The following is a 21,112-nucleotide window of genomic DNA, read 5'->3' as shown; positions in this document are numbered from 1 at the left end:
TTTCAAAGAACTTTGCAAATCAGCGTTTCCGCGATCCGCGTCCCTCTCAAACCGCCCCAACCAGTTTCCGGCGCCCTGACGAGCCACCAGTATTGGTCTTAGTTTTAGGGGGTTTGGCCGCCCGCGGTAACCAGCTCTTCGCTGTCTCCCCCGCGGCGACTCAGAAAACATTACACCCCCGCCAACCCCACCGCAACCCGGCCCCACCACCCCACCAAAACCCCGCAAACACGCGCCAAAACCACCCACCACAACCCCCAAACCACCACCCGCCGTCGCAATAACTTCCTGTGGGCTGCAACACAGTGGACGGCGAGGAGCCCACCCGATTGAATCGGGCACGGATAGTCGGGCGGAAGCCGATGCCGGTGAACAGGATTGAAGGGAAAGGGGTAACCGTGATCGGAATTCTCAACCGGCTGGTAGGACTCATTGAGGACCACCTGACCGAGGAACTGGACCTCGCCGGCCTGTCGGGCAGCCTCGGCACCAGCGAGTACCACCTGCGCCGGATGTTCTCGTCACTGGCGGGCATGCCTCTGTCAGAGTATGTCCGGCGGCGCCGGATGGCAGTCGCCGCCGCCGAGGTCCTGGGCGACGGCGACCTGCTGGGCATCGCCGTCCGCTATGGCTACGGCTCAACGGAGGCATTCAGCCGGGCCTTCCGGGCGGTACATGGTGCCGGCCCTGGCGAGGTCCGCCGGAACGGCGGCCCCCTTCGCACACAACCGCAGCTCAGGTTCCGCCTGACCGTAGAAGGGAACAACCCCATGGACACCCGCATCACAGACCGGCCCGCGTTCCGGCTCGTGGGCCACTCGGCCCGCGTTCCGCTCATCCACCATGGCGTCAATCCGCGGATCCAGGAGCACATCGCTTCACTGCCAGCATCCGAGCACCTCCGCCTCAAGGCACTGAGCGACACCGAGCCGGCAGGGCTGCTCCAGGTGAGCGCGGACGTGGACCCCGACTACACGGAGGGCAGCGAATTGACCTACCTCCACGGCGTCGCCGTGGGCACTGCGACTCCTGCACCGGAGGACCTTGATGCAATCGAGGTTTCAGCGGGCACCTGGGCGGTGTTCCGCATTGCGGGCCCCTACCCGGCGGCCCTGCAGTCCGCGTGGGCGGCGACCGCCGCCGACTGGTTCCCCTCCAACCCGTGGCAGCTGAGGCCCGGACCCTCCATCGTGGCTGTCCTGGAGCGCGCCGCCGACTTCAGCACCGCAACCTGCGAGCTGTGGATGCCGGTGCAACGCGCCTGACCAAAACCGAGTGGACTGGCGCGTTCCACGGCGGCGGGCCGGGGGCGGTTCAGGCTGCCCAGCCCACTTTCCGGAGCCAGTCCGTGAGAAGCGGCAGGACAACCGAGCTCTGCATCGCCCCGAGGTGGTCCAGGCCCGGCAGGACCCGGACGTCCCAGCCGGCCTGGACGAGCTCGTGCTCATGGGTGGCCAGCGGGTCACCGATCCGCACCTGCACCCCGCCCCACTGCGGCGAGTAGTCAATCCGGTCTTCCGCTCCGGCGAAGGCCAGCCGCGGCAGGCCGCGCGGGACCGGGGCCGCGGCGTCGTCGAAATCCTGCAGGGCCTCGTAGAGGGTGAGGAACTGGCGGGTCTGGTCCGCGTTGGTTTGGATGGAGGCCGAGTCCCAGTCGCCGGGTTCAACCTCCGCGGCGGGCACCGGCGGCTCCCCGGCTGTCCGCGCCGCGGCGTCCCGTACCGCTGCCTGGTGGGCGGCACGGGTCACGGCCAGCATGCTTTTGTACGGCCCGTCGAGGGGCGGAAACCCTCCCATGGCAAGAGCGCCGAGCCGGTCGGTCCGGAGGGCGAGCTGGAGGCCGCACAGTCCCAACCAGGAGTAGCCGTAGTAGGCGAAGGTGGTTGATACGGCGGCGTCGGCGATGGCAAGAAGGTCGGCGGTCACGTTCCCAGGGGTCAGCGTGTCCGGGGCCGGGAAGGCCATCCGGTGCGCCTCGTAGTCCACGGCGATCACCCGGTTCGCCGCGGAAAGCCCCTGGACCAGGTTCGGCCCCAAGTCCGGGTCCGCGCCCCACTGCCGGATGGTTTCGGCTTCCTCCGCCGAGTGTCCAGCCAGGGGCACCGGCAGCAGGAGGTCCGGCCCGGTCCCCTGGATGGTGACGGGAATGGTGCTGCCGTCATGCAGGACAGCAGCGGCGGTTGGTGGCATGGCTACTCCCTTGGTTGAGGACCGGCGGTACGTTCCCTACTCCCCCATGCCGGGATGCACCGGAACGAAGTCCACCTTGTTCCCGGGGTTCTTGCGCCCGGCCTTTGTCCGGTCGAATCCCCGCGCGTCGAGGCCGTTCTTCGCCCTGAATTCCGCCAGTGCGGCGTCATAGGCCTTGTTGAGTGCCTGCCCCGAAAATTCCCCGGTGCTGCCGTCGGCGAAGGCAATCCGGATGCGGACGCTGGCCGGGTAGTGCCGGGTCATCCGGACGAAGCCGTCCGCGTCCTGCTGGAGAGTGATCAAGGGATCCTGCTTTCGTCGGTGGGTCGGCTTCAAGTCTCGCAGGGTTCTTCCCGCCAGCGAGCGCGCCTCGCCTAGGGACCCGCGACGTCCTGGACCACCTCGTTGCGGCGCAGGAACCAGGGCTTGAACGGCGGATCAAAGCGGGCGAACCGGGGAGGGCCCACCGGAGCCAGCCCGGCCAGGGCGATCGCTGCCTGCAGTCCCTCCGTATGGCGTTCGAACGCACGGCGTGAGCCGCTGCCGGAGAAGCGCGCCGCCGCAGCTAGTGACCCGGGCACTGCCCGCACTGTCACCTTCGGGTCCGTGGGGGCGGGAGCCGTTTCCGCCGTCGTACCCGCAGGGAGCACAAGGGCCACAACGTATTCCGCAGGTGCGTTGGGCTCTGCGACGAAGGGGCCGCTTTGCAGCACGGGGGCGGTCATGGCGAGCTTCTGCGGCGCCCCGCTCTCCTGGATCACCGGAGCGGTCATGGCCAGCTTCCGGACGGCCCTGTTGTTCCCGCTGATGTAGTTGAACAGGCGGCGGAACGCGACGTTGCCGGCGCGGTCGAAGGCTGCCCTGACCCTCACCTCGGCCACGGCGTAATCGGGATAGCGGCGCAGCTCGAAGTGCGGGTAGCGCCGGACAAGTTCGTAGGGCTGCTGCTCGGTCATTCCTCCAGAGCCTACGCCCGCGCGGCAGAAGCAGCCAGACCCGCGGGTGACGGACGTCAACCCCACAATGCTTGCCCTGCGCAACCAATCGGGAGCATAATCGTTAGCAAGACTAATTAGCACTGCTAACGATCACCGCCCAGGAGGCGCACCCGACCAGATGACCGCCAGCCAAACGAAAAACCCCACCCAGCACACCACCTCCCCCGACACCCTCGCTATCGACCTCCGCACAGCCGTGATGCGCACCTCGCGCCGGCTCCGCGTCGAGGCAACCGGCGAGGTCATCACCCCCGGCCAGTACACCGTCCTTGCCCTCCTCAACGGCGACGGCCCCAGCACCCTCCGCGCCCTCGCGGACAGCGAGCACGTGCAGGCACCGTCCATGACCCGCATCGTCAACGCCCTCGCCGACCAGGGCTTCGTCACCAGGGCGCCGCATCCCGACGACGGCCGCCAGGTCCGCGTGGACATCACCGACGCCGGAAAGGCGGTCCTCGCGGAGGCGAGGGAGCAGCGCACCGCCTGGCTGGCGCAGCGCGTGGCCGGTCTCAGCGAAGAGGACCGCGGGATCCTCAGCCGCGCCGCCCGCATCATGCAGGAGATGAGCGGCCGATGAGCGCCATGTTCCGTGCCCTCGAAAACCGCAACTACCGGATCTGGGCCGGCGGAGCGCTGGTGTCCAACATCGGCACCTGGATGCAGCGGATCGCCCAGGACTGGCTGGTCCTGACCGTCCTCACCAACCATGACGGCGCCGCCGTCGGCATCACCACGGGCCTGCAGTTCCTGCCCATGCTGCTGCTCGGCCCGTACGGCGGCGTCCTGGCCGACCGCTACCGCAAGCGCAGGATCCTGCTCTGGACCCAGCTGGCCATGGGCATCACCGGTCTGGCCATCGGGCTCCTGGTGGTCACCGGCACCGCCGAACTCTGGCACGCCTACCTGGCCGCTCTCTGCCTGGGCATCGCCAGCGCCATCGACGCCCCCGCCCGGCAGTCCTTCGTGTCCGAACTCGTGGGCCAGGACAACATCTCCAACGCCGTGGCCCTGAACTCCGCCTCGTTCAACACCGCCCGTCTCACCGGCCCGGCCATCGCCGGCGTCCTCATCGCCTGGGTGGGCACCGGACCGGTGTTCCTGCTCAACGCCGCCAGCTACGCCGCCGTCATCATTTCGCTGTTCCTGATCAACACCTCCGCGCTGGTCCCGTCCGTCCGGGCCGAGCGCGGCAAGCACCAGGTGGCCGAAGGGGTCAACTACGTCCGGCGCCGCCCGGACCTGATGCTGATCATGGTCCTGGTTGGCATCCTGGGCGCGTTCGGCATGAACTTCCCCATCACCAACGCGCTGATGGCCACCACCGAGTTCGGAGTGGGGCCGGGAGAATTCGGCCTCCTCGGCTCCATCATGGCGGTGGGCACGCTGGCCGGCGCACTGCTCGCCGCGCGCCGGTCTGGTCCCCGGCTGCGGTTCCTGCTGGGCGGGGCGCTGGGCCTTGGTGCCTTCACGCTCCTGGGCAGCGTGTCGCCGTCGTTCTGGCTCTACGCCGCCGTGCTGATCCCCGTGGGCCTGGCGTCCATCACATTCCTGAACAGCTGCAACACCAGCATCCAGCTCTCCGTGGAGCCGCAGTTCCGCGGCCGCGTGCTGGCGCTCTACCTGGCCATCCTGCAGGGCGGCACCGCCATCGGCGCGCCGCTGATGGGCTGGATCGGCAGCGAATTCGGCGCCCGCTGGTCCGTGGCGGCAGGCGGCATTGTGGTCCTGCTGACCGGTCTGGCCGCAGTGGTGGTGGTCAGCCGCAGGAGCCGGCTGACGTTCCGCGGCGCCCTCCGGATCGCGTTCAGCGGCAGGCGGGAGCCCGCCGTCTAGCACCGGCCGGTCACAAGCGGCCCTCCCCCGCATAACCGGCGCTGCCAAGCAACGGTTGTGCGGGGCAGGGCCGCTTATGCATCTGCCCGCGGAATTTTCAGCGCACGACGGCGACGCCGGACCTCCGCCGGCCCAGCACCTGGGTGTGAGGTGCTGCGGGCCGGAGGCGCCGGCGTCGTACGTTCTTTGCTGGCCGAGGCTAGATGGACGAGATGTTGAGGATGTTGCCCTCGCTGTCCAGGAACCAGGCGCCCTTGCCCACGTCTTCCATGGTGGCGACGCCGTTTTCAGTCTTGAGCCCGGGCTGGTCGTACTCCTCGAAGACCACGCCGCGGCTCCGCAGTTCCTCCACCTCGCGGTCGAAGTCCTGCGTTACCCAGCCCATCTGGGTGTTTTTTGCGGTGCCGGCATTGTCCGTCTGGTAAAGGAGGAACGTGCTGTTCCCGGACTTGTAGATCAGGTTCTCCGGGCCCATTTCCTGGACCGGTTCAAGGCCCAGCTTGTCGCGGTAGAACTCCCGGGCCCTGCTGATGTCCTTCGCGGGCAGTACAGCCATAGCGTCCAGATCCTTGAGCATGGCGAATCTCCTTGCTGCGCTTCTGATGGCGATGCTCTCCCCCTGTGCCGGCCGTGCCGTTTCCGGAACAGGCCGCGTGCCCGCCCTTTGCGCCGACTACCGGGGCGGCCACCTGGGATCCGAACCGCTGCGCCAGCCATCATCAGCGCGGGAGTCCCCGAAGCTTACGTAGCCATTATGGAACCGATTCGGCGGCGGGGATAGGGCAAAATGTGGCCATCGGTGTTTCGGCTCAGGGGGTCTTGGCGTGGATAAATCGGTGCCGCTCGAACGCATGGTTTTCTTCAGCGACGCGGTGTTCGCCATCGCCCTTACGCTCCTGGCGCTGGACCTCAAACTGCCCCTGGGCATCCCTCCCGAGCGCCTGACCGCCGAGCTGGCGGGCGCCGTTCCGGAGCTGCTGGCGTTCGCCCTTTCGTTCCTGATCATCGCGCGGGTGTGGATGTCCCACCACAACGACTTCTTCCGCATCCGGGACTTCAACCCCCAGCTCGCGTGGCTGAATATGCTGCTGCTCTTCTTCATCGTGATGCTCCCCGCGCCCACGGCCATCCTCAGTGACTACGGCGGAAATCCGAGCCCGTGGCCCAGCGTGCTGTATGCGGCCACCATCTCCGGCGTCTACCTGACGCTTGCCGGCATGTGGACCTACGCCTGGCGCAGGGGGCTGACCGATGACACGGTAAACGAGGCCGAGCACCGGCGCGTGTTCCTGGCCAGGCTCACGGCCCCCGCGGTGTTCCTGCTCAGCATTCCGGCCGCGTTCGTGCTGGGCAGCAACACTCCGTTCCTGTGGTTCCTGATCATCCCCGTTGCCCTCCTGGCCCGGCGGCTCACGGCACACCCCTCGCCGGCGGCCACCCAGTAACGGCGCAGTAGCGCCTGCCGCGGCATAATGCCGCAGTGAACGAGGGCCTGCGCCGCGCGACCGCCCCAGCATGGGCGGCGGTCCTCGCGCTGCTTCTGTCCGGGTGCTTCGCCGGCAGCAATGACGACGGGCGTCCACCTCCGCCGCCTGGGCCGGCGGCTGGCGGTGGACTACGAACAGGGGGTGCAGTTCATGCCCCGCGCCGAAGTGTACTCACCCACGCCGTTGGGCATCGGTTCGGCCGCGGTCACGGAGGTGAACGTCGGCACCGCGGACGCGGCCCTCTACCGGTACGACGGGCTGCGCCTGCTGGTGCTCAGCGGCGGGCGCTTCTTCTTCCTCCATGACGGCTGGACGCCGCAGAATGGAACGGTGATCGTCCTCCCGGACGACAACTCCGTCCGCATCGAATTCAGGAGATGATCCTGGCCATGGACTACGCCAAGGACCCGCGCGTTGACCAGTACATTGACGCCCTCCCCGAGTGGCAGCAGGCGGTCTGCCGAAAGGTCCGCGACCTGGTGCATGCCGCGGATCCCGAGGTGGAGGAGACCATCAAGCGCACCGTGCAGCCCTACTTCGTGCTGAACGGCAATATCTGCGCGCTCCTTGCGGCGAAGGACCACGTCAACGTGTTCCTGTACGACGGCGGCCTGGCCCCGGACCCGCAGCACATCATCACCGGCGGGCACGGCAACCAAACGGGGCGGACCATTGCCTTCCACCAGGGCGATCCCGTGAACGAGGAAGCCCTGCTGGACATCTTCCGGGCCGTGATCGCGGACAACCGGGCCGGGGGCTGGCGGAAGATCAAGGGCGGCGCGTAGCGTCAACCCACCACCGGTAGCTTGCCGTGGACGTAAGCCTGGATGGCCAGTACCGCGGCGCCCCGGCACCAGTCCACGTTGTCCTTGGTCCCCAGTACGATCGGCGGAGTTGTTGCACGGGGATCCCGGTCCGCCGCTATTCCGGCATGGATTGCTTCACTGGCAATGTAGGCAAGCCGGACACCTTCACCCGCAATGATGATGCGCTGCGGCAGGGTGAGGTTACAGATGGCAGCCAGTAGCCGCCCCAGCCCCCGGCCGGCGTCGTCGATCACCCGTCTCGCCGCAGGGTTGCCGTCCGCTGCGAGGTCCAGTGCACCCTCGAAATCCACCGGCCTGTTCAGCGCTTCTGCTACATGCCGGGCTATTGCGTCAGAGTTCAGGACGCTGGTGGCGCAGCCGCGGTGCCCCGCGAAGCACAACGGTCCCGTCGGATCCAGCGGCCAGTGCCCCACGAGGCCTATGCCGTAATCGTCGCCGGTTACGATGGCCCCGTTGGCCACCAGCCCGAAACCGGTGCCCACGCCAAGGGTTACGACGGCGAACCGGTCGTCCTCGCGTCCCTCGCCGAACCAGTGTTCATACTCCGTGAAGGCCACCAGGTCGTTGTCCACCAGGGTGGGAATCCCGGTGGCTTCACCCACCAGTCGGGCCAGCGGCAGGTCGCTCCAGCCAAGGAACCGTGCGTCCACCACGTACTCACGGTCCCGGATCAGCCCGCCAATGCCGATCCCCAAGCCGTCGATGTCCAACCCCTCGCTCACCTGCTTTGCCAGGTCCGCGATCTGACCAATAACGGTCTTCGGGCTCCGGTCGTGAATCTGCACTGAGCGGTGCTGCTGGATCTCCCCCCGGAGATTGGTGCGGGCGGCGATGATTTCGTTCCCGCGCAGCTTCATGCCCACGAAGTGTTTGGCGTCCACATCCATGTCTAGGAGCCGGGTGGGCCTGCCCACCCGGCCGTCATTGTGTTCCCCCACTTCCCTCAGCAGCCCGCCTGCGATCAGCGGCGCAGTGAGGCGGCTCAGGGAACCGGGCGACAGCTGGAGACGCCGCGCCACTGCTGCACGGGAAATTGGTCCCCTTCGGAGAACCTCGACGGCTACCGGCAGGGAGGCGTCCGTCGGCGGAACGGACCAGGTTGCAGGGCTCTTCACTTCTCTATCTTGACACGACTTTATAGTTCTGAGTCAAAACTAAATATCAGGTCAGGGTTCGCATTACAGGGTCTTGACGCCGCAAATAGTTTTGATTCAGAATAAATGCCAGCCCGGAGGCGGGAATCACGATGGACCAACGGAGGTCAACGCATGAACAAACCGTGGAAGGCTGCATCAGCGATCATCGCGGCGGCAGCTATCGCGACAATAGGACTGAGCGGATGCTCAGCTCCCGCAGGCGAAGCAGACGGCAAGACGCTCAAGGTCTGGTGGTGGGAGAACGATGACAGTGCTCTCTCCACCGGCTGGAACCGTGCCATTGAGCTTTTTGAAGAGAAGCACCCGGACGTGAAGGTCGAGTTCGAACTCAAAACCTACGAGCAGATGCAGCAGTCGGGTCAGCTCCTGCTGGATTCCAATGACGCGCCGGACGTCCTGGAATACCTGAAGGGCAACGCCACCGCAGGCGTCGTCTCCCAGGCCGGGCTCCTGACCGACCTCACCGACGTCGCCAAGGAACGCAACTGGACCTTGACAGCACCGCCCAGGACGTGGGCCTGTATCAGGACGGCGTCATGGGCTCTGGCCAGCGCTACGGCCTCACCAACTACGGCGAGTACGTGTCCGTCTGGTACAACAAGGACCTCTTCGCACAGCAGAACATCCAGGTCCCCTCCTCCGTGCAGGAACTGGAGCAGGCGATGGACAAGTTCGCCGGGGTGGGCATCACTCCTCTGGCTTTGGGTTCCCAGGACTACCCCGGCACGCACCTGCTCTATGAACTGGCGCTGGCCAACATGGACAAGGACTCCTGGTCCGCCTACCAGCAGTTCGAGGGCGACGTGGACTGGACCGCGTGGGAGAAGGCCGCGCAGACCGTGCAGGACTGGACCGCCCGTGGCTACATCAGCAAGGACTCCACCGGCATCGCCGCCCAGGACGCCGGAAACGCGTTCGTGGCCGGCCAGTACCCCATCTTCGTCTCCGGCACCTGGTGGGCCGGCAGCTTCGCGGACGAGATCAAGGACTTCGAGTTCGACCAGTTCCTGTTCCCGGGCACCGACCTGCACCCCGGCTCCGGCGGCAATCTCTGGGTTGTTCCCGAGAAGGCCAAGAACAAGGAACTGGCCTACGACTTCATGGAAATCACCATGAGCCCGGAAATTCAGAACCTACTGGGCAACGAAGGGGCTGTTCCTGTCGCTGCCGATGAAGCGGCCATCACCTCCCCAATCGGCAAGCTCACCACCCCAAGGTTCAACGAATTGCTGAACAGCAAGGACGGCGGGCTGCTGGTACCCCGACTGGCCGGTCGCGGGACTCAATGACGTCCTGGTCGCCCAGACAAGCGATCTGGTCCAGGGCAACATCACTCCGGCAAAGGCAGTGGAGAACATCAAGGCGGCTTACGAACAGGGCAAGCCCAGCAAGTAAGCCCACCCTCCAATATGTGGCGGCGCACACCGATGCGCCGCCACATCCCCGAAGGACACATCATGACCGCAGTCACCCCGGCCCCTCCGGCCCCCACATCCCGGAAGTCCCCCCGTACAACAGGAACGCCGCGGCGGACTGCACGGGAGACCTCGCGCGGCTACTGGATCTACCTCCTGCCCGGCGCCGTCGGCTTCATCGCCATTGTTGCCATCCCGTTCGGCATGAACCTCTACTACAGCCTCACCAGCTGGCGCGGCGTGGGCACCCCCAAGTTCGTCGGCCTGGACAACTACATACGGCTGGTAGCCGACCCAGCGTTCTGGGCATCCTTTCTGCACAGCGGCGCCTTCATCGTTGCCATGGCCGTCATTCCTACCGCCCTGGGCGTATTCCTGGCCGCTGTCCTCTTCGACTACATTGCCCCAAAGTTCGGCACCCGCGCCGCCAGCATCCTCCGCGCCATGTTCTACCTTCCGCAGATCCTCCCCATCGTGGTGGCGGGCGTTCTGTGGAAATGGCTGTACCAGCCTCAGTACGGCATCCTCAATACAGTCCTGGACGGGGTGGGCCTGGGCGGGCTGAGGCAGAACTGGCTCGGCGACGCGGACACCAGCATGCTCGCGGTGATGAATGTCCTGATCTGGCTGCAGATCGGCTACACCGTGGTGGTGTTCATGGCCGGACTCTCCCGTGTTGACCCTGCCCTCTACGAGGCGGCCGAGATCGACGGCGCCGGCTGGTTCCAGCGCTTTTGGAGCATTACCATCCCGCAGCTGCGCCCGGAAATCGCCGTGGTGCTGATTACCACCTCCGTGGCGGCACTGAAGGTCTTCGCCCCGATCTACGTCCTCACCAGAGGTGGGCCCGGGACCAGCACCATCGTTCCGGCCTATTTCTCGTACTCAAACTTCTTCACCACCACCCAGGTGGGCTACGGCGCCGCCGTCGCCTCACTCCTGGCGCTGCTCGTCACCATCATCGCGATCGTGCTGCTGCGCTACCAGACCCGCAACGCCGAGGGATTCGAAAAGTGACCACCACAGCCCCCGCCCCCGACACCGTCCCGGCAACACCGGTACGCCGGCAAAAGCCGGCCCGCACCAACAGGAACGCCCGGTCCCGGCGCGGCATCAGCGGCTGGACGGTCCTGATCCTCCTGGCCGGCGCAGCTGCCCTAATGATCTTCCCGTTCTGGCTTGCACTCATCAACGCCTTCAAGCCCTCCACCGAGTACATCGCAGACGGGCCCATCGGAATCCCGACCCAGCTCGACTTCACCGCGATCATCGATTTCTGGGTCGGCGTGAACTTCAACCAGAAACTGCTCAACAGCGTCATCCTTTCCGGCAGCGTTGCCCTGATCGCCGCTACCCTGAGCCTGCTCAGTGCCTTCGCCATCGGCATCGGCCGGCTCAAGGGCAGGGTCTGGATCCTCGCCGTCTTCATGCTGGCCTTCACCATTCCCCAGGAAGCCCTGGTCTACCCGCTCTTCGTCCTCTCCCGGGAACTCAACCTCTACGACTCCCTGCTCGGCGTCACCATCATCCTGGCCGTCCTCCAGAGCGCCTTCGGCACCTACATGCTCGCCTCAGTGCTGGGCTCCTTCCCCATGGAGGTCCTCGAAGCCGCCCGCCTGGACGGTGCCAGCCGCTTCCAGATCCTCCGGCTCATCGTCCTGCCCCTCACCCGCTCCACCCTGGCCGTGCTGGTGACGTTCTTCTTCATCTGGACCTGGAACGACTTCTTCCTTCCTCTGGTCCTGCTGCCATCAGCTTCCAACCAGACAGTTTCAGTGTCCCTGGGCGCGCTCAGCGGCCAGTACACCAGCGACCCCACCGCTCTGGCCGCAGCATCCATGGCCGGCATCCTGCCCGCCTGATCTTCTTCCTTCTCTTCCAGCGCACCCTCATGCGCGGAGTAAACATCGGAGCCATCAAGTGACCACCCTCCAGCCCGCACTGCGGCACCCCAGCCTCCGTCCGAACGACGAGTGGTGGAAGGCCGCCGTCGTCTACCAGGTCTATCCCCGCAGCTTCGCCGACTCTAACGGGGACGGCATCGGCGACATCCGCGGCATCATCAACCACCTGGACCACCTCGAGGATTTGGGCACCGACGTCGTCTGGCTCTCCCCCGTCTATGCCTCGCCCCAGGATGACAACGGGTACGACATCAGCGACTACTACGCCGTGGACCCCACCTTCGGGACCCTGCAGGACCTCGACGAACTCATCGCCGAACTCCACGCCCGCGGGATGAAGCTGGTTATGGATTTGGTGGTCAACCACACTTCCGATGAGCACGCCTGGTTCCAGGAATCCCGTGCCAGCCGCAGCAGTGCCAAACGTGACTGGTACATCTGGCGCGACCCGCGCGACGGAGGCGAACCTAACAACTGGGGTTCCTTCTTCTCAGGCTCTGCCTGGGAACTGGACCAGAAAACCGGGCAATACTTCCTCCACCTCTTCTCCCGCAAGCAGCCGGACCTGAATTGGGACAACCCGGAGGTCCGCACCGCCGTCTACCAGATGATGAACTGGTGGCTGGACCGCGGCATTGACGGCTTCCGGATGGACGTCATCAGCTTTATTTCCAAGCACCCCGACCTCCCCGACGGCCCTGTCAGTAACAGCGGAATGTGGGGCGACGGCATCCCCTTCTACGGGTCAGGGCCGCGCGTCCATGACTACCTTCAGGAGATGCACCGCGAGGTGTTCTCCCACCGGGACGCGGATCTGATGACCGTGGGCGAGATGGTGGACGCCACCCCGGAGCGCGCCCGGCTCTACACGGACCAGACCCGGAAGGAACTGGACATGATTTTCCAGTTCGAGCATGTGGGCCTGGATCATGGGCCCGGCGGCAAATTCAGCCGCAAGCGCCTGGACCTGGTAGCGGTAAAACACTCCTTCGCCCGGTGGCAGGAAGCGCTGGCGGACGTCGGCTGGAACAGCCTTTACTGGAACAACCACGATCAGCCCCGCGCCGTCTCCCGTTTCGGCAACGACACCGACTACTGGTACCAATCCGCAACGGCCCTCGCAACCGTGCTGCACCTGATGCGCGGTACGCCCTACATCTATCAGGGCGAAGAGCTGGGGATGACCAACATGCTGTTTTCCAGCATTGACGACTTCCGGGACCTTGAGAGCCGGAACTACTACCGCGAAGCCCTCGCCGGTAGCGACGGGAGCAAGGCCGCCGAACTGCTGGCCGGCATCGCTGTGGGCGGCCGCGACAACGCCCGGACACCCGTGCAATGGGATAGGACGCCGAACGCCGGCTTCACAACCGGCGAGCCATGGATCCCGGTAAACCCCAACCACACCTGGCTCAACGCCGAAGCGCAGAGGACCGACCCCGGCTCCGTGTTCGCCTGGTACCGCCGGCTGGTCCGGTTCCGGCATGAAGAGACTGTCCTCATCGACGGGCGCTTCACCCTGCTGTACCCGGAGGACCCGCAACTGTTCGCCTACACTCGCACCAACGAAGACACCAGTCTGCTGGTCCTGGCCAACTGCTCCGCCGAATCTGTTCCTCTGGGCGCGGAAATCGAAACCGGATGGGCGCATGCGGACGTTCTCCTGAATAACCAGCCTGACGCTAACCTCGCCCAGCAATTGCGGCCCTGGGAGGTGATCGTCCTCCGTAAACGCCTCAGCTGAAGTAACCCATGGCCGGAAAACCCCGGTACCCGCACAACGGAGTGTGCTGCTACTCAAAGGAGCAGTCTCCATGGGCACAACGCCCGATTGACGAGAGGAACTATCATGCCCGGATCAGGCTGAGGCTACTAGCCAAAACCTTCACCATCGCCGCAGCAGCCACCGTGCTTGTGGGCAGCGGCACTGCCATCCCGGCACAGGCCACCGGCAGCACGCCAGCTGACCCGAAGAAAGCCGCCGAAGTCAGCACCGTGGACAACGGCAACCTGCACACCTGGTGGCATGACAACGGGGTCTTCAACACCGAAGGCCCCACCGGGGACAACGAGGTCCGCCGGTCGTCCTTCTACGACGTCCAGGTGGCACAGGCAACGCAGCCTGACAAGGCGTACGACGCGTTCACGTACATGAGCATCCCCAGGAGCGGGAAGGGCAAGATCGGCTACACCAAGGAGGACGGCGCCGAGTTCTCCTCCCAGGCGAACCTGTCCATGAGCTGGGCCAGTTTCGAATATGCCAAGGACGTCTGGGTGGACGTCAATCTCAAGACCGGCCAGACCATCACATCGGCCGACCAGGTCCAGATCCGGCCCAGCAGCTACAACTTCGAAAAACAGCTCGTGGACGCGGACACCGTAAAGATCAAGGTGCCATACTCTGACGCCGGATACCGGTTCTCGGTGGAGTTCGAGCCGCAGCTGTACACGGCGTACAACGACATGAGCGGCGACAGCGGCAAGCTCACCACCGAAGCCGAGGGCAACCGCGCCATCCACACTGAGCCTCGCAACTCGATGATGATCTTCGCCGAGCCCAAGCTCCGGGGCGAGCAGAAGGAGCGGCTGATTCCCACGGAGGAGTCAGGCAGCATCCACTACCCGGCCGAAGGTGAGGTAACCAACCTCAACACCGTTACCGAAGACATCATCTACTTCAAGCCCGGCACCTACAGCATGGGCTCGGACTACCATGCCGTCCTGCCGCCCAACGTCAAGTGGGTGTATCTGGCCCCAGGCGCCTACGTGAAGGGAGCCTTCCGGTTCTTCCACGACAACCAAAGCCAGTACAAGGTCACCGGCTATGGCGTCCTCTCCGGCGAGCAATACGTATACGAGGCGGACACGAACAACGATTACAACCATCTCAGCGGGGCGTCCAACTGCCACTCATCGTGCGTGAAGATGCTGCAGTTCGCGTCAGCCGACGCCGAGCAGAAGCTGGACCTGCAGGGCGTCACCATCAATGAACCGCCCTACCACTCGTTTGTGGTCTACGGGAACGAGCAGACCTTCCACATGAACGTGGAGAACTACAAGCAGGTGGGCAGCTGGTACTGGCAAACGGACGGCATCGAGCTGTACAAGGGCAGCAGCATGAAGAACACGTTCTTCAACTCCAACGACGACGTACTGAAGATGTACCACAGCGACGTCACCATTGATAACACCGTGATCTGGAAAAACGAGAACGGACCCGTGGTCCAGTGGGGCTGGACGCCACGGAACATCGACAACGTGAACGTCACCAACACCTCGGTCATCCACAACCGGATGTACTGGAAGGACGTCAAGTACAACACTTGCATCTTCAATTCCTCCTCTCACTGGGAGGACATGGGATCCACCATCAAGGCGGACCCCACCACCACGGTCAAGAACATGTCGTTCGAAAACTTCACGGTTGAGGGCATGGCCAACTGCGCCATCCGCGTCTACGCCCTGTCCAACACCGAGAACATCAACATCAAGAATCTCAAGATCGATAGCTGGAACGGACTCGACTGGACCTCCCAGGTCAGCCATCTCAAGCGCTACACCAACCCCGCCGGTGAAAAGGTGACCATCGGCAACGAGGTTCCTGCCGGCAACGGCCTTGCCCTGGAGAACTACTCGATAGGCGGCGAAGTAATCGAGAAATCTGCAGGCAACTGGGCCGACTACCGGCTGGGCCGGCTTGGCTTCGACGGCGAGAACTGGGACAGCTGGAACGCGTTTAAGTCCACGCCCTAACGGACTGGGTTCCAACAGCGTCTCGGGGGGGGCGGAAAGCCGAACAAAACGGCTGACCGCCCCCTTTGATCTCCGCTCAAGCGTCCCTACGGAAAGGACCACCATGACCGTCAAGCCCGGCACGGCCAGCCATCTCATTGGCATCGACGTAGGCGGAACCGGCATCAAAGGCGGCATTGTCAACGTCGCCTCCGGCACCCTTGCTGGACCTTCAATCCGGATGGAGACACCCAGGCCCGCGACCCCCTCCGCTGTGGCCGCCGTGGTGTCCATCCTTGTTGCCGCACTCGAGGACATGCCTGGCTGTCCCCACAGCAGCCAGCCGGTGGGAATTACCTTCCCCGGTATCATCCAGAACGGCATCGCCCGCTCGGCCGCCAACATGGACAACTCATGGATCGGAGTCGACGCGGCTGCGATCTTTTCCGCCGGACTCCAGCGGGACGTCGTGGTGTTAAACGATGCCGATGCCGCAGGACTCGCCGAAGCCACGTGCGGTGCGGGCCGGGGAATCCCGGGAACAGTGCTGGTCATCACCCTTGGGACGGGGATCGGCTCCGCCCTGGTGTTCGACGGCAAACTGGTGCCGAACGCGGAATTGGGCCACCTTGCCATTGACGGCTTCGCGGCGGAAATTGCTGCCTCGGCCGTGGCCCGCGAGCGCGACGGCATCACATGGGCGGAGTACAGCGTCAGGCTGCAGCGCTACTTCTCCCACCTGGAGTTCATCTTCTCCCCTGAACTGTTCGTGGTGGGCGGCGGGATATCGGCCTGCACAGACCTGTACCTCCCGTTGCTAAACCTGCGGAGTCCGATCGTGGCCGCCCGCTTGCAGAATGAGGCAGGAATTATTGGCGCCGCACTCGCAGCCGGGGAACCCGCACCGGCTCCGCTACTGCCGCCATCCCTGCTGCCTACGTAGCGTCAGCCCCGGTTCAGGTACCGCAGCAGGACCACCCCGTTGCCGAAACGGCGGCTTTCCGCCAGGTCCAGGTCCGCGGTGAAATCGGACGACTGGAACACCCGCCGGCCCTGGCCCACCACCACCGGATTGACGTAGATCCGGAACTCGTCCACCAGGCCGTGGCGCATGAACGTTCCGGCAAGGTCGGCGCCGCTCATGATGAGGTCGCCGCCGGCTTCCGCCTTCAGTGCCCGGATCTCTTCGGGAACGACGCCGGCAAACACCTTCGCGTTCGGGCCCGCCGTGGTGAGGGTGCGGGAGAAGACGAACTTGGGCAGGCGGCGCCAGATGCCCGCGAACTCGGCCATGGCCGGGGTGCTGTCCGGATCCTGGTCCGCCGTCGGCCAGAATTCCTCCATCAGCTGGTAGGTGACCCTGCCCTCGATGATCCCGCCCATAGCACCAATCTCGTCATTGAAGTGCCGGTGCAGTTCCTCGTCCACCCGGTGCCAGCTGATGTCCCGGTCCGGGCCTTCGAAGAACCCGTCCACGGACACGGCGTTGGACAGGATGATCTTTCCCATGGGTCCCTACTTCCTGATTTCCGCCTGCCGCAGCCGGACGACGTCCTCCACCACGTCGTCCGGGATGGGATGCTCTGCGGTGAAGCGGATGGTTCCCTTGGACAGCGAAAAGCCTGCCAGCCTGCCGGCCACTGCTTCCACCACCTCGGGCGAGAACGGAAATACCGAGAGGTGTTTCGCGGCGGCCACCACTCCCAGCAGCGGCTTTCCGTCCAGTTTGAGGGCGGGCATGCCGTAGCTCATGCCTTCGGTGGCCTCCGGCACCAACTGCCGGGCTATCTCAATGACGTGCTGCAGGCACTCGCGGTCCGCCTCCGGCAGTTCCGCCAGTGCATCGTCGACGACGCCCACGGCCCTAGCTCTTCTTCTTCGCGGCGACGGCGGAGGCCAGCGATGCCAGCCCGCGTTCGAAGTCGGACCCCACCATCTTGTCCATATTGACGAAGAGCGAGAACAGCTTGGCCGGGAGTCCCTTGTTTTCCCCGGTCATCACCCAGCTGACCTCGGTGCCGCCAGGCGCCGGGGCGAACGTGAAGGTGGTGGGGTTCAGCGCCTTGAAGGGTTTGGTGAATTCAAGCCTGACGTTGATGCGGCTGGACGGCACCGACTCGACGATCTGCATGCTCCCGCTGCCGGCCTTGCGGTTGCCGCTCCACTCGTAGCCGGCGCCCACGCCCGAGTCCGGGCCGAAGTAGCGCCGGCTCATGCCGGGGTCCACCGTCTCCCACGGTGACCAGGCGGTCCACTCATGGAAGTTGTTGACCAGAGGGAAGATCTCTTCGGGGGCGGCAGGAATGACGGCGCTGCGCCGGACTTCATATGAGGACATGGCCCCAGCTTAGGAGCCGGGGCCAAGCCTGGATAGATCAGCGGAGAACTACGTTGACGGGTTCCTTGCCGTCCAGCAGCAGCCCGATCTGCTTCCTGATCAGCCGGACCATCCGGGGGAACATTGCCGAGCTGGCTCCGCCCACGTGCGGTGTGATCAGCACGCCGGGCGTGGTCCACAGCGCGTGGCCGGCCGGCAGCGGTTCGGGGTCCGTGACGTCCAGCGCCGCGCGCAGCCGCCCGGATGAGGTTTCCGCCAGCAGCGCGTCGGTATCGGCCACCGGGCCGCGGGCCACGTTCACCAGCAGCGCGTCGTCCGGCATGGCCGCCAGGAACTTCGCGTCCACCAGCTGCGCGGTCTGCTCGCTCAACGGGACGCTGACCACCACGATCTCGTGCAGCGGCAGCTGCTCGTACAGCGAGTCGATGCCGTACACCGTCCCGCGATCGTCCTCCCGGGTACGGCTTCCCATCCGGGTGACCTCGGCCTCGAACGGCAGCAGCCGGGCCTCAATGGCCTTGCCCACTCCCCCGTAGCCCACCAGCAGCACGCGCCGGTCCGCGAGGCTGGCGCGCTGCGTGTTGTCCCAGGTGCCGGACGCCTGGTTCCGCACGAAGTCCGGGATCCCGCGCTGGCTGGCGATCATCATGCCCACGGCGAGCTCCGCCGTCGATGTCTCATGGACGCCGGCTGCGTTGGCGAAAACGCATCCGGCCGGCAGGACGTCCGCCACGCCGTCGTACCCGATGGACTGGCTCTGCACCAGCCCGACGTCCACGCCCTCCAGCGCGGCCAGCGCCGCCGGCTTGCCCATGTAGCCGGGGACCAGCAGGTCCAGCCGGCCCTCCGGGGCAGGACCGGTCAGGTCCCAGAGGACAAAGTCGACGCCGTCTGTCGGCTCGAGTGCGTCCAGCAGCTTCTGGTCGGGCAGGCAAACCCGCAGCCGCGCGCTCACGCGGCAACCATCAGCTTCACGCCGGCAGCGCTCAGCGCCGTTTCGATTTCCCGCGGCGGCGGCGCATCCGTCACCAGCACGTCCACCGCGTCGAAACCCGCCAGCCGGGCCAGCGCGTACCGGAGCATCTTCTGGTGGGTAGCCACCACCACCACCTGTTCTGCCGAATCCATAAGGGCGATCTTAGTGGCGCGTTCCACGTCACGTTCGATGTAGAACGCCTCGTCGTGAATGCCGCTGACGCCGATGAAGGCCGTCTTGGCGCGAAGCCCGGCGGCGGCTGTGACCGTCATGGGGCCGTTAAACGCCTGGCTGTCCAGCAGCAGCTCCCCGCCAAGGCAGATTGTCCGGGCGGAGGTGAGCTGCAGGCAGCGTTGGATGGCCGGTGCCGAGTGGGTGATGATGGTGCCGGTGAAGGACGCGGGCAGCTCGTGGGCGATCTGGTACGTGGTGGTGCCGGCGTCCAGGATGATGGCGTCACGCTCACCGATCATGGACATGCACACCCTGGCCACCCGGAGCTTGGCGTCGGCGTCCTCCCGGACCCGGGCGGCGAAGTCAGCGTTCTGCCCGTGCCCCTGGACGGCACTGACACCGCCGTGCACCACCCGGACCAGCCCCAGCTTGGACAGCACCCGGGTGTCCCGGCGCACCGTCATGTCCGAGACGGCAAACCTCTCCGCAAGGTCAGTGGTGGAAATGAACCCCCGCCGGCCGAGCTCGTCCAAGATGCTGCGCTGACGGGATGTCAGCGGCGCCTTTTCGCGTGCGATGCTCATGGCCCCTTCTTTCCTAGATCCCGGACACCAGCCTGGCCGGGTGTTGCAATTCCAACACCAAATCTACTTAATGTCGTACCCCGGCACCGGCATTCGTAAGCTCAACGGGGCGGCCTTCCGCGATGGAGCGCTCGGCTGCCAGGCCCATCCGGACCGACTGCAGGCCGTCGGCAACCGTGACTTCCACCGGGCCTTCGCCCAGGATGGCCTTCCGGAACCCCAGGTGCTCGTAGTACGTGGAACCGTGGTGCGCGCCGGCGGCCAGGACCGCCTCGTCCACCGGAACCTCGTGCTTTTCCGGGCCCAGCGGCGAGCGCGGGCTGAATTCCACTGTGGCTTCGGCTTCGTCACCGGGGATCCAGTGGTTGGCCGCCACCGGAATCAGGGTCTCGATCTTGGCCGCGTCCCCCACGATGGAGATGCGCTCCTGGAACTTGGACCCTTCGGCGAACATGGACAGTTCCAGCATGGCCCGCTTGCCGCCCTTGAAGTCGACGATCACGTAGGCGTTGTCCACCATGTCCGAGACCCGGCCGTCGTACACCTCGTCCATGTGGTTCACGTCGTGCCCGCCGCTGGCGTAGACGCGGGTGGGTTCGTCCTGCAGGATCAGGCGCATCAGGTCGAAGAAGTGGCAGCATTTTTCCACCAGGGTGCCGCCGGTCCTTTCGGCGAAGCGGTTCCAGGCGTCCACCTTGTGCAGGAACGGGAAGCGGTGCTCCACGATGGACAGCATGTAGATGTTACCGAGCTTGCCGTTGTGCGCGGCCTGGATGACCTCCTGCACCGGCGGCATGTAGCGGTATTCCATGGCCACCCACACCGGCGCGGTGTAGTCCGCAGCCAGCCGTTCGAGTTCGTCCGCCTGCGCGGCGCTGGTGCACACGGGCTTTTCCACCAGGACGGGCAGGTTGGTCCCGCTGGCGAAGATGTCCTTGAGGATGCCCAGATGGGTGTCATTGGGGCTGGCAATCACCAGCGCATCCACGAGTCCCGAGGCGAGCAGGTCCTGGTGAGAGGCGAAGGTCTGCACCTCATATCCGATCTCCTTCGCGGTCTCTTCCAGGGAGGCCGGCGTGGGGTCGGAAACTGCGGTGATCCGGCTTCCCGGGATCAGTGCGAGGTTCCGGACATGTTCGCGGGCCATGTGGCCGGCCCCGATGAGGCCATAACGGATGGTCCGGACCGTTTCCGCAGAAGGCAATGACATGAGCTGCTCCGTTTCTCTACGTTGAGTGGGCGGGACCGCGGCGTTGCATCCCAAACAGAACTATACAGAAAGTGTTGTTATTCCAACATAGCGTGTGTATATTTCTTCAGTATCAGCCGGAACTACAACGAGGTGGAACGTGCCCCAACCGTCAACTGGAACCCTGCTCTTCGTAGGCTGTGCCACTCTTGACTCCATCGCCCTGGTGCAGGACTACCCCGCGGCGGACAGCCGCACCGTCGCCACAGACTTCGCGACGGCGGGCGGCGGCCCGGCGGCCACGGCCG

Annotated in this window: 23 protein-coding genes and 1 pseudogene; 13 read left to right on the top strand and 11 right to left on the bottom strand. The window is 65.3% G+C overall.

Annotation, left to right across the window (positions count from 1 at the left end):
• Nucleotides 1-398: 398 nt before the first annotated feature.
• On the top strand, nt 399-1,265 hold the full coding sequence (locus tag G205_RS18180) for an AraC family transcriptional regulator (RefSeq protein WP_035753743.1): 867 nt from the start codon (nt 399-401) through the stop codon (nt 1,263-1,265).
• Between the two features lie 49 nt (nt 1,266-1,314).
• Here the strand turns inward: G205_RS18180 and G205_RS18175 are convergent, their stop codons facing one another.
• The 3 genes from G205_RS18175 to G205_RS18165 form a co-directional block, all read right to left on the bottom strand.
• On the bottom strand, nt 1,315-2,190 hold the full coding sequence (locus G205_RS18175; RefSeq protein ID WP_009359294.1) for a hypothetical protein: 876 nt from the start codon (nt 2,188-2,190) through the stop codon (nt 1,315-1,317).
• Between the two features lie 36 nt (nt 2,191-2,226).
• On the bottom strand, nt 2,227-2,493 hold the full coding sequence (locus tag G205_RS18170) for a hypothetical protein (RefSeq protein ID WP_009359293.1): 267 nt from the start codon (nt 2,491-2,493) through the stop codon (nt 2,227-2,229).
• A 71-nt stretch (nt 2,494-2,564) separates the two neighbouring features.
• The gene (locus G205_RS18165; RefSeq protein ID WP_009359292.1) at nt 2,565-3,146 is read right to left on the bottom strand and encodes an SOUL family heme-binding protein; all 582 of its coding nucleotides are present in this window, start codon (nt 3,144-3,146) and stop codon (nt 2,565-2,567) included.
• Nucleotides 3,147-3,306: 160 nt separating this feature from the next.
• On the opposite strand from G205_RS18165, the gene G205_RS18160 reads away from it, so the two are divergent.
• Both G205_RS18160 and G205_RS18155 read left to right on the top strand, forming a co-directional pair.
• Nucleotides 3,307-3,765 (top strand): MarR family winged helix-turn-helix transcriptional regulator, encoded by a 459-nt coding sequence (locus G205_RS18160; protein WP_009359291.1) that lies wholly within the window; start codon nt 3,307-3,309, stop codon nt 3,763-3,765.
• Nucleotides 3,762-5,021, top strand: a complete 1,260-nt coding sequence (locus G205_RS18155) for an MFS transporter (RefSeq protein WP_009359290.1) — start codon at nt 3,762-3,764, stop codon at nt 5,019-5,021. The genes G205_RS18160 and G205_RS18155 overlap by 4 nt, the downstream gene beginning before the upstream one ends.
• Before the next feature lie 199 nt (nt 5,022-5,220).
• Here the strand turns inward: G205_RS18155 and G205_RS18150 are convergent, their stop codons facing one another.
• Nucleotides 5,221-5,598 (bottom strand): VOC family protein, encoded by a 378-nt coding sequence (locus G205_RS18150; RefSeq protein ID WP_009359289.1) that lies wholly within the window; start codon nt 5,596-5,598, stop codon nt 5,221-5,223.
• A gap of 259 nt (nt 5,599-5,857) precedes the next feature.
• On the opposite strand from G205_RS18150, the gene G205_RS18145 reads away from it, so the two are divergent.
• From G205_RS18145 to G205_RS18135, 3 genes are all read left to right on the top strand, one after another.
• Nucleotides 5,858-6,466 carry a TMEM175 family protein gene (locus G205_RS18145; protein WP_009359288.1) on the top strand — a complete coding sequence of 203 codons (609 nt, stop codon included), beginning with the start codon at nt 5,858-5,860 and terminating at the stop codon, nt 6,464-6,466.
• A gap of 120 nt (nt 6,467-6,586) precedes the next feature.
• The gene (locus G205_RS18140) at nt 6,587-6,889 is read left to right on the top strand and encodes a hypothetical protein (protein ID WP_009359287.1); all 303 of its coding nucleotides are present in this window, start codon (nt 6,587-6,589) and stop codon (nt 6,887-6,889) included.
• Nucleotides 6,886-7,293 carry a DUF1801 domain-containing protein gene (locus tag G205_RS18135; protein ID WP_009359286.1) on the top strand — a complete coding sequence of 136 codons (408 nt, stop codon included), beginning with the start codon at nt 6,886-6,888 and terminating at the stop codon, nt 7,291-7,293. Before G205_RS18140 ends, G205_RS18135 begins: the two co-directional genes overlap by 4 nt.
• 2 nt (nt 7,294-7,295) lie before the next feature.
• Here the strand turns inward: G205_RS18135 and G205_RS18130 are convergent, their stop codons facing one another.
• A complete protein-coding gene (locus G205_RS18130; protein WP_152419620.1) occupies nt 7,296-8,450 on the bottom strand; it encodes an ROK family transcriptional regulator in 1,155 nt (384 codons plus the stop codon).
• 105 nt (nt 8,451-8,555) lie between these two features.
• On the opposite strand from G205_RS18130, the pseudogene G205_RS24135 reads away from it, so the two are divergent.
• From G205_RS24135 to ppgK, 7 genes and pseudogenes are all read left to right on the top strand, one after another.
• A pseudogene (locus G205_RS24135) lies at nt 8,556-8,981 on the top strand (extracellular solute-binding protein); the annotation flags it as partial.
• 23 nt (nt 8,982-9,004) lie between these two features.
• A complete protein-coding gene (locus G205_RS23540; RefSeq protein ID WP_052014191.1) occupies nt 9,005-9,781 on the top strand; it encodes an extracellular solute-binding protein in 777 nt (258 codons plus the stop codon).
• Nucleotides 9,782-9,949: 168 nt separating this feature from the next.
• Complete coding sequence (locus G205_RS18120) at nt 9,950-10,924, top strand: carbohydrate ABC transporter permease (protein WP_009359283.1); 975 nt, start codon at nt 9,950-9,952, stop codon at nt 10,922-10,924.
• Entirely contained in the window at nt 10,921-11,769 is an 849-nt protein-coding gene (locus G205_RS18115; protein WP_009359282.1) for a carbohydrate ABC transporter permease, read from the top strand. Before G205_RS18120 ends, G205_RS18115 begins: the two co-directional genes overlap by 4 nt.
• Before the next feature lie 58 nt (nt 11,770-11,827).
• Nucleotides 11,828-13,555: a glycoside hydrolase family 13 protein gene (locus G205_RS18110; protein WP_009359281.1), complete on the top strand. Its 1,728-nt coding sequence runs from the start codon at nt 11,828-11,830 to the stop codon at nt 13,553-13,555.
• Nucleotides 13,556-13,563: 8 nt separating this feature from the next.
• Nucleotides 13,564-15,564, top strand: a complete 2,001-nt coding sequence (locus tag G205_RS18105) for a family 49 glycosyl hydrolase (RefSeq protein WP_083875111.1) — start codon at nt 13,564-13,566, stop codon at nt 15,562-15,564.
• A 103-nt stretch (nt 15,565-15,667) separates the two neighbouring features.
• Nucleotides 15,668-16,486 carry a polyphosphate--glucose phosphotransferase gene (ppgK, locus tag G205_RS18100; RefSeq protein WP_009359279.1) on the top strand — a complete coding sequence of 273 codons (819 nt, stop codon included), beginning with the start codon at nt 15,668-15,670 and terminating at the stop codon, nt 16,484-16,486.
• A 2-nt stretch (nt 16,487-16,488) separates the two neighbouring features.
• On the opposite strand, the gene G205_RS18095 is transcribed toward ppgK, so the two are convergent.
• The 6 genes from G205_RS18095 to G205_RS18070 form a co-directional block, all read right to left on the bottom strand.
• Nucleotides 16,489-17,052, bottom strand: a complete 564-nt coding sequence (locus G205_RS18095) for a dihydrofolate reductase family protein (protein ID WP_009359278.1) — start codon at nt 17,050-17,052, stop codon at nt 16,489-16,491.
• 6 nt (nt 17,053-17,058) lie between these two features.
• Nucleotides 17,059-17,403 carry an iron chaperone gene (locus G205_RS18090; RefSeq protein ID WP_009359277.1) on the bottom strand — a complete coding sequence of 115 codons (345 nt, stop codon included), beginning with the start codon at nt 17,401-17,403 and terminating at the stop codon, nt 17,059-17,061.
• A 4-nt stretch (nt 17,404-17,407) separates the two neighbouring features.
• Nucleotides 17,408-17,881: an SRPBCC family protein gene (locus G205_RS18085; RefSeq protein WP_009359276.1), complete on the bottom strand. Its 474-nt coding sequence runs from the start codon at nt 17,879-17,881 to the stop codon at nt 17,408-17,410.
• Between the two features lie 37 nt (nt 17,882-17,918).
• On the bottom strand, nt 17,919-18,836 hold the full coding sequence (locus tag G205_RS18080) for a 2-hydroxyacid dehydrogenase (RefSeq protein ID WP_009359275.1): 918 nt from the start codon (nt 18,834-18,836) through the stop codon (nt 17,919-17,921).
• Nucleotides 18,833-19,615 carry a DeoR/GlpR family DNA-binding transcription regulator gene (locus G205_RS18075; protein ID WP_009359274.1) on the bottom strand — a complete coding sequence of 261 codons (783 nt, stop codon included), beginning with the start codon at nt 19,613-19,615 and terminating at the stop codon, nt 18,833-18,835. The genes G205_RS18080 and G205_RS18075 overlap by 4 nt, the downstream gene beginning before the upstream one ends.
• 67 nt (nt 19,616-19,682) lie before the next feature.
• Nucleotides 19,683-20,825, bottom strand: a complete 1,143-nt coding sequence (locus G205_RS18070) for a Gfo/Idh/MocA family protein (RefSeq protein WP_009359273.1) — start codon at nt 20,823-20,825, stop codon at nt 19,683-19,685.
• Nucleotides 20,826-21,112: the final 287 nt, after the last annotated feature.

Origin of the sequence: Arthrobacter nitrophenolicus (assembly GCF_000332815.1) — a bacterium.
In the GTDB taxonomy this organism is placed as follows: Bacteria; Actinomycetota; Actinomycetes; order Actinomycetales; family Micrococcaceae; genus Arthrobacter; species Arthrobacter nitrophenolicus.
The sequence above is the reverse complement of the archived record's forward strand: the minus strand, read 5'-3'. Positions and strand labels throughout refer to the sequence as shown.

Coding starts and splice junctions, on each gene's coding strand:
- G205_RS18175 (WP_009359294.1), bottom strand. CDS start 2,190: ATGCCACCAACCGCCGCTGCTGTCCTGCATGACGGCAGCACCATTCCC.
- G205_RS18165 (WP_009359292.1), bottom strand. CDS start 3,146: ATGACCGAGCAGCAGCCCTACGAACTTGTCCGGCGCTACCCGCACTTC.
- G205_RS18160 (WP_009359291.1), top strand. CDS start 3,307: ATGACCGCCAGCCAAACGAAAAACCCCACCCAGCACACCACCTCCCCC.
- G205_RS18155 (WP_009359290.1), top strand. CDS start 3,762: ATGAGCGCCATGTTCCGTGCCCTCGAAAACCGCAACTACCGGATCTGG.
- G205_RS18150 (WP_009359289.1), bottom strand. CDS start 5,598: ATGCTCAAGGATCTGGACGCTATGGCTGTACTGCCCGCGAAGGACATC.
- G205_RS18140 (WP_009359287.1), top strand. CDS start 6,587: ATGACGACGGGCGTCCACCTCCGCCGCCTGGGCCGGCGGCTGGCGGTG.
- G205_RS18135 (WP_009359286.1), top strand. CDS start 6,886: ATGATCCTGGCCATGGACTACGCCAAGGACCCGCGCGTTGACCAGTAC.
- G205_RS18120 (WP_009359283.1), top strand. CDS start 9,950: ATGACCGCAGTCACCCCGGCCCCTCCGGCCCCCACATCCCGGAAGTCC.
- G205_RS18105 (WP_083875111.1), top strand. CDS start 13,564: ATGGCCGGAAAACCCCGGTACCCGCACAACGGAGTGTGCTGCTACTCA.
- ppgK (WP_009359279.1), top strand. CDS start 15,668: ATGACCGTCAAGCCCGGCACGGCCAGCCATCTCATTGGCATCGACGTA.
- G205_RS18095 (WP_009359278.1), bottom strand. CDS start 17,052: ATGGGAAAGATCATCCTGTCCAACGCCGTGTCCGTGGACGGGTTCTTC.
- G205_RS18085 (WP_009359276.1), bottom strand. CDS start 17,881: ATGTCCTCATATGAAGTCCGGCGCAGCGCCGTCATTCCTGCCGCCCCC.
- G205_RS18075 (WP_009359274.1), bottom strand. CDS start 19,615: ATGAGCATCGCACGCGAAAAGGCGCCGCTGACATCCCGTCAGCGCAGC.
- G205_RS18070 (WP_009359273.1), bottom strand. CDS start 20,825: ATGTCATTGCCTTCTGCGGAAACGGTCCGGACCATCCGTTATGGCCTC.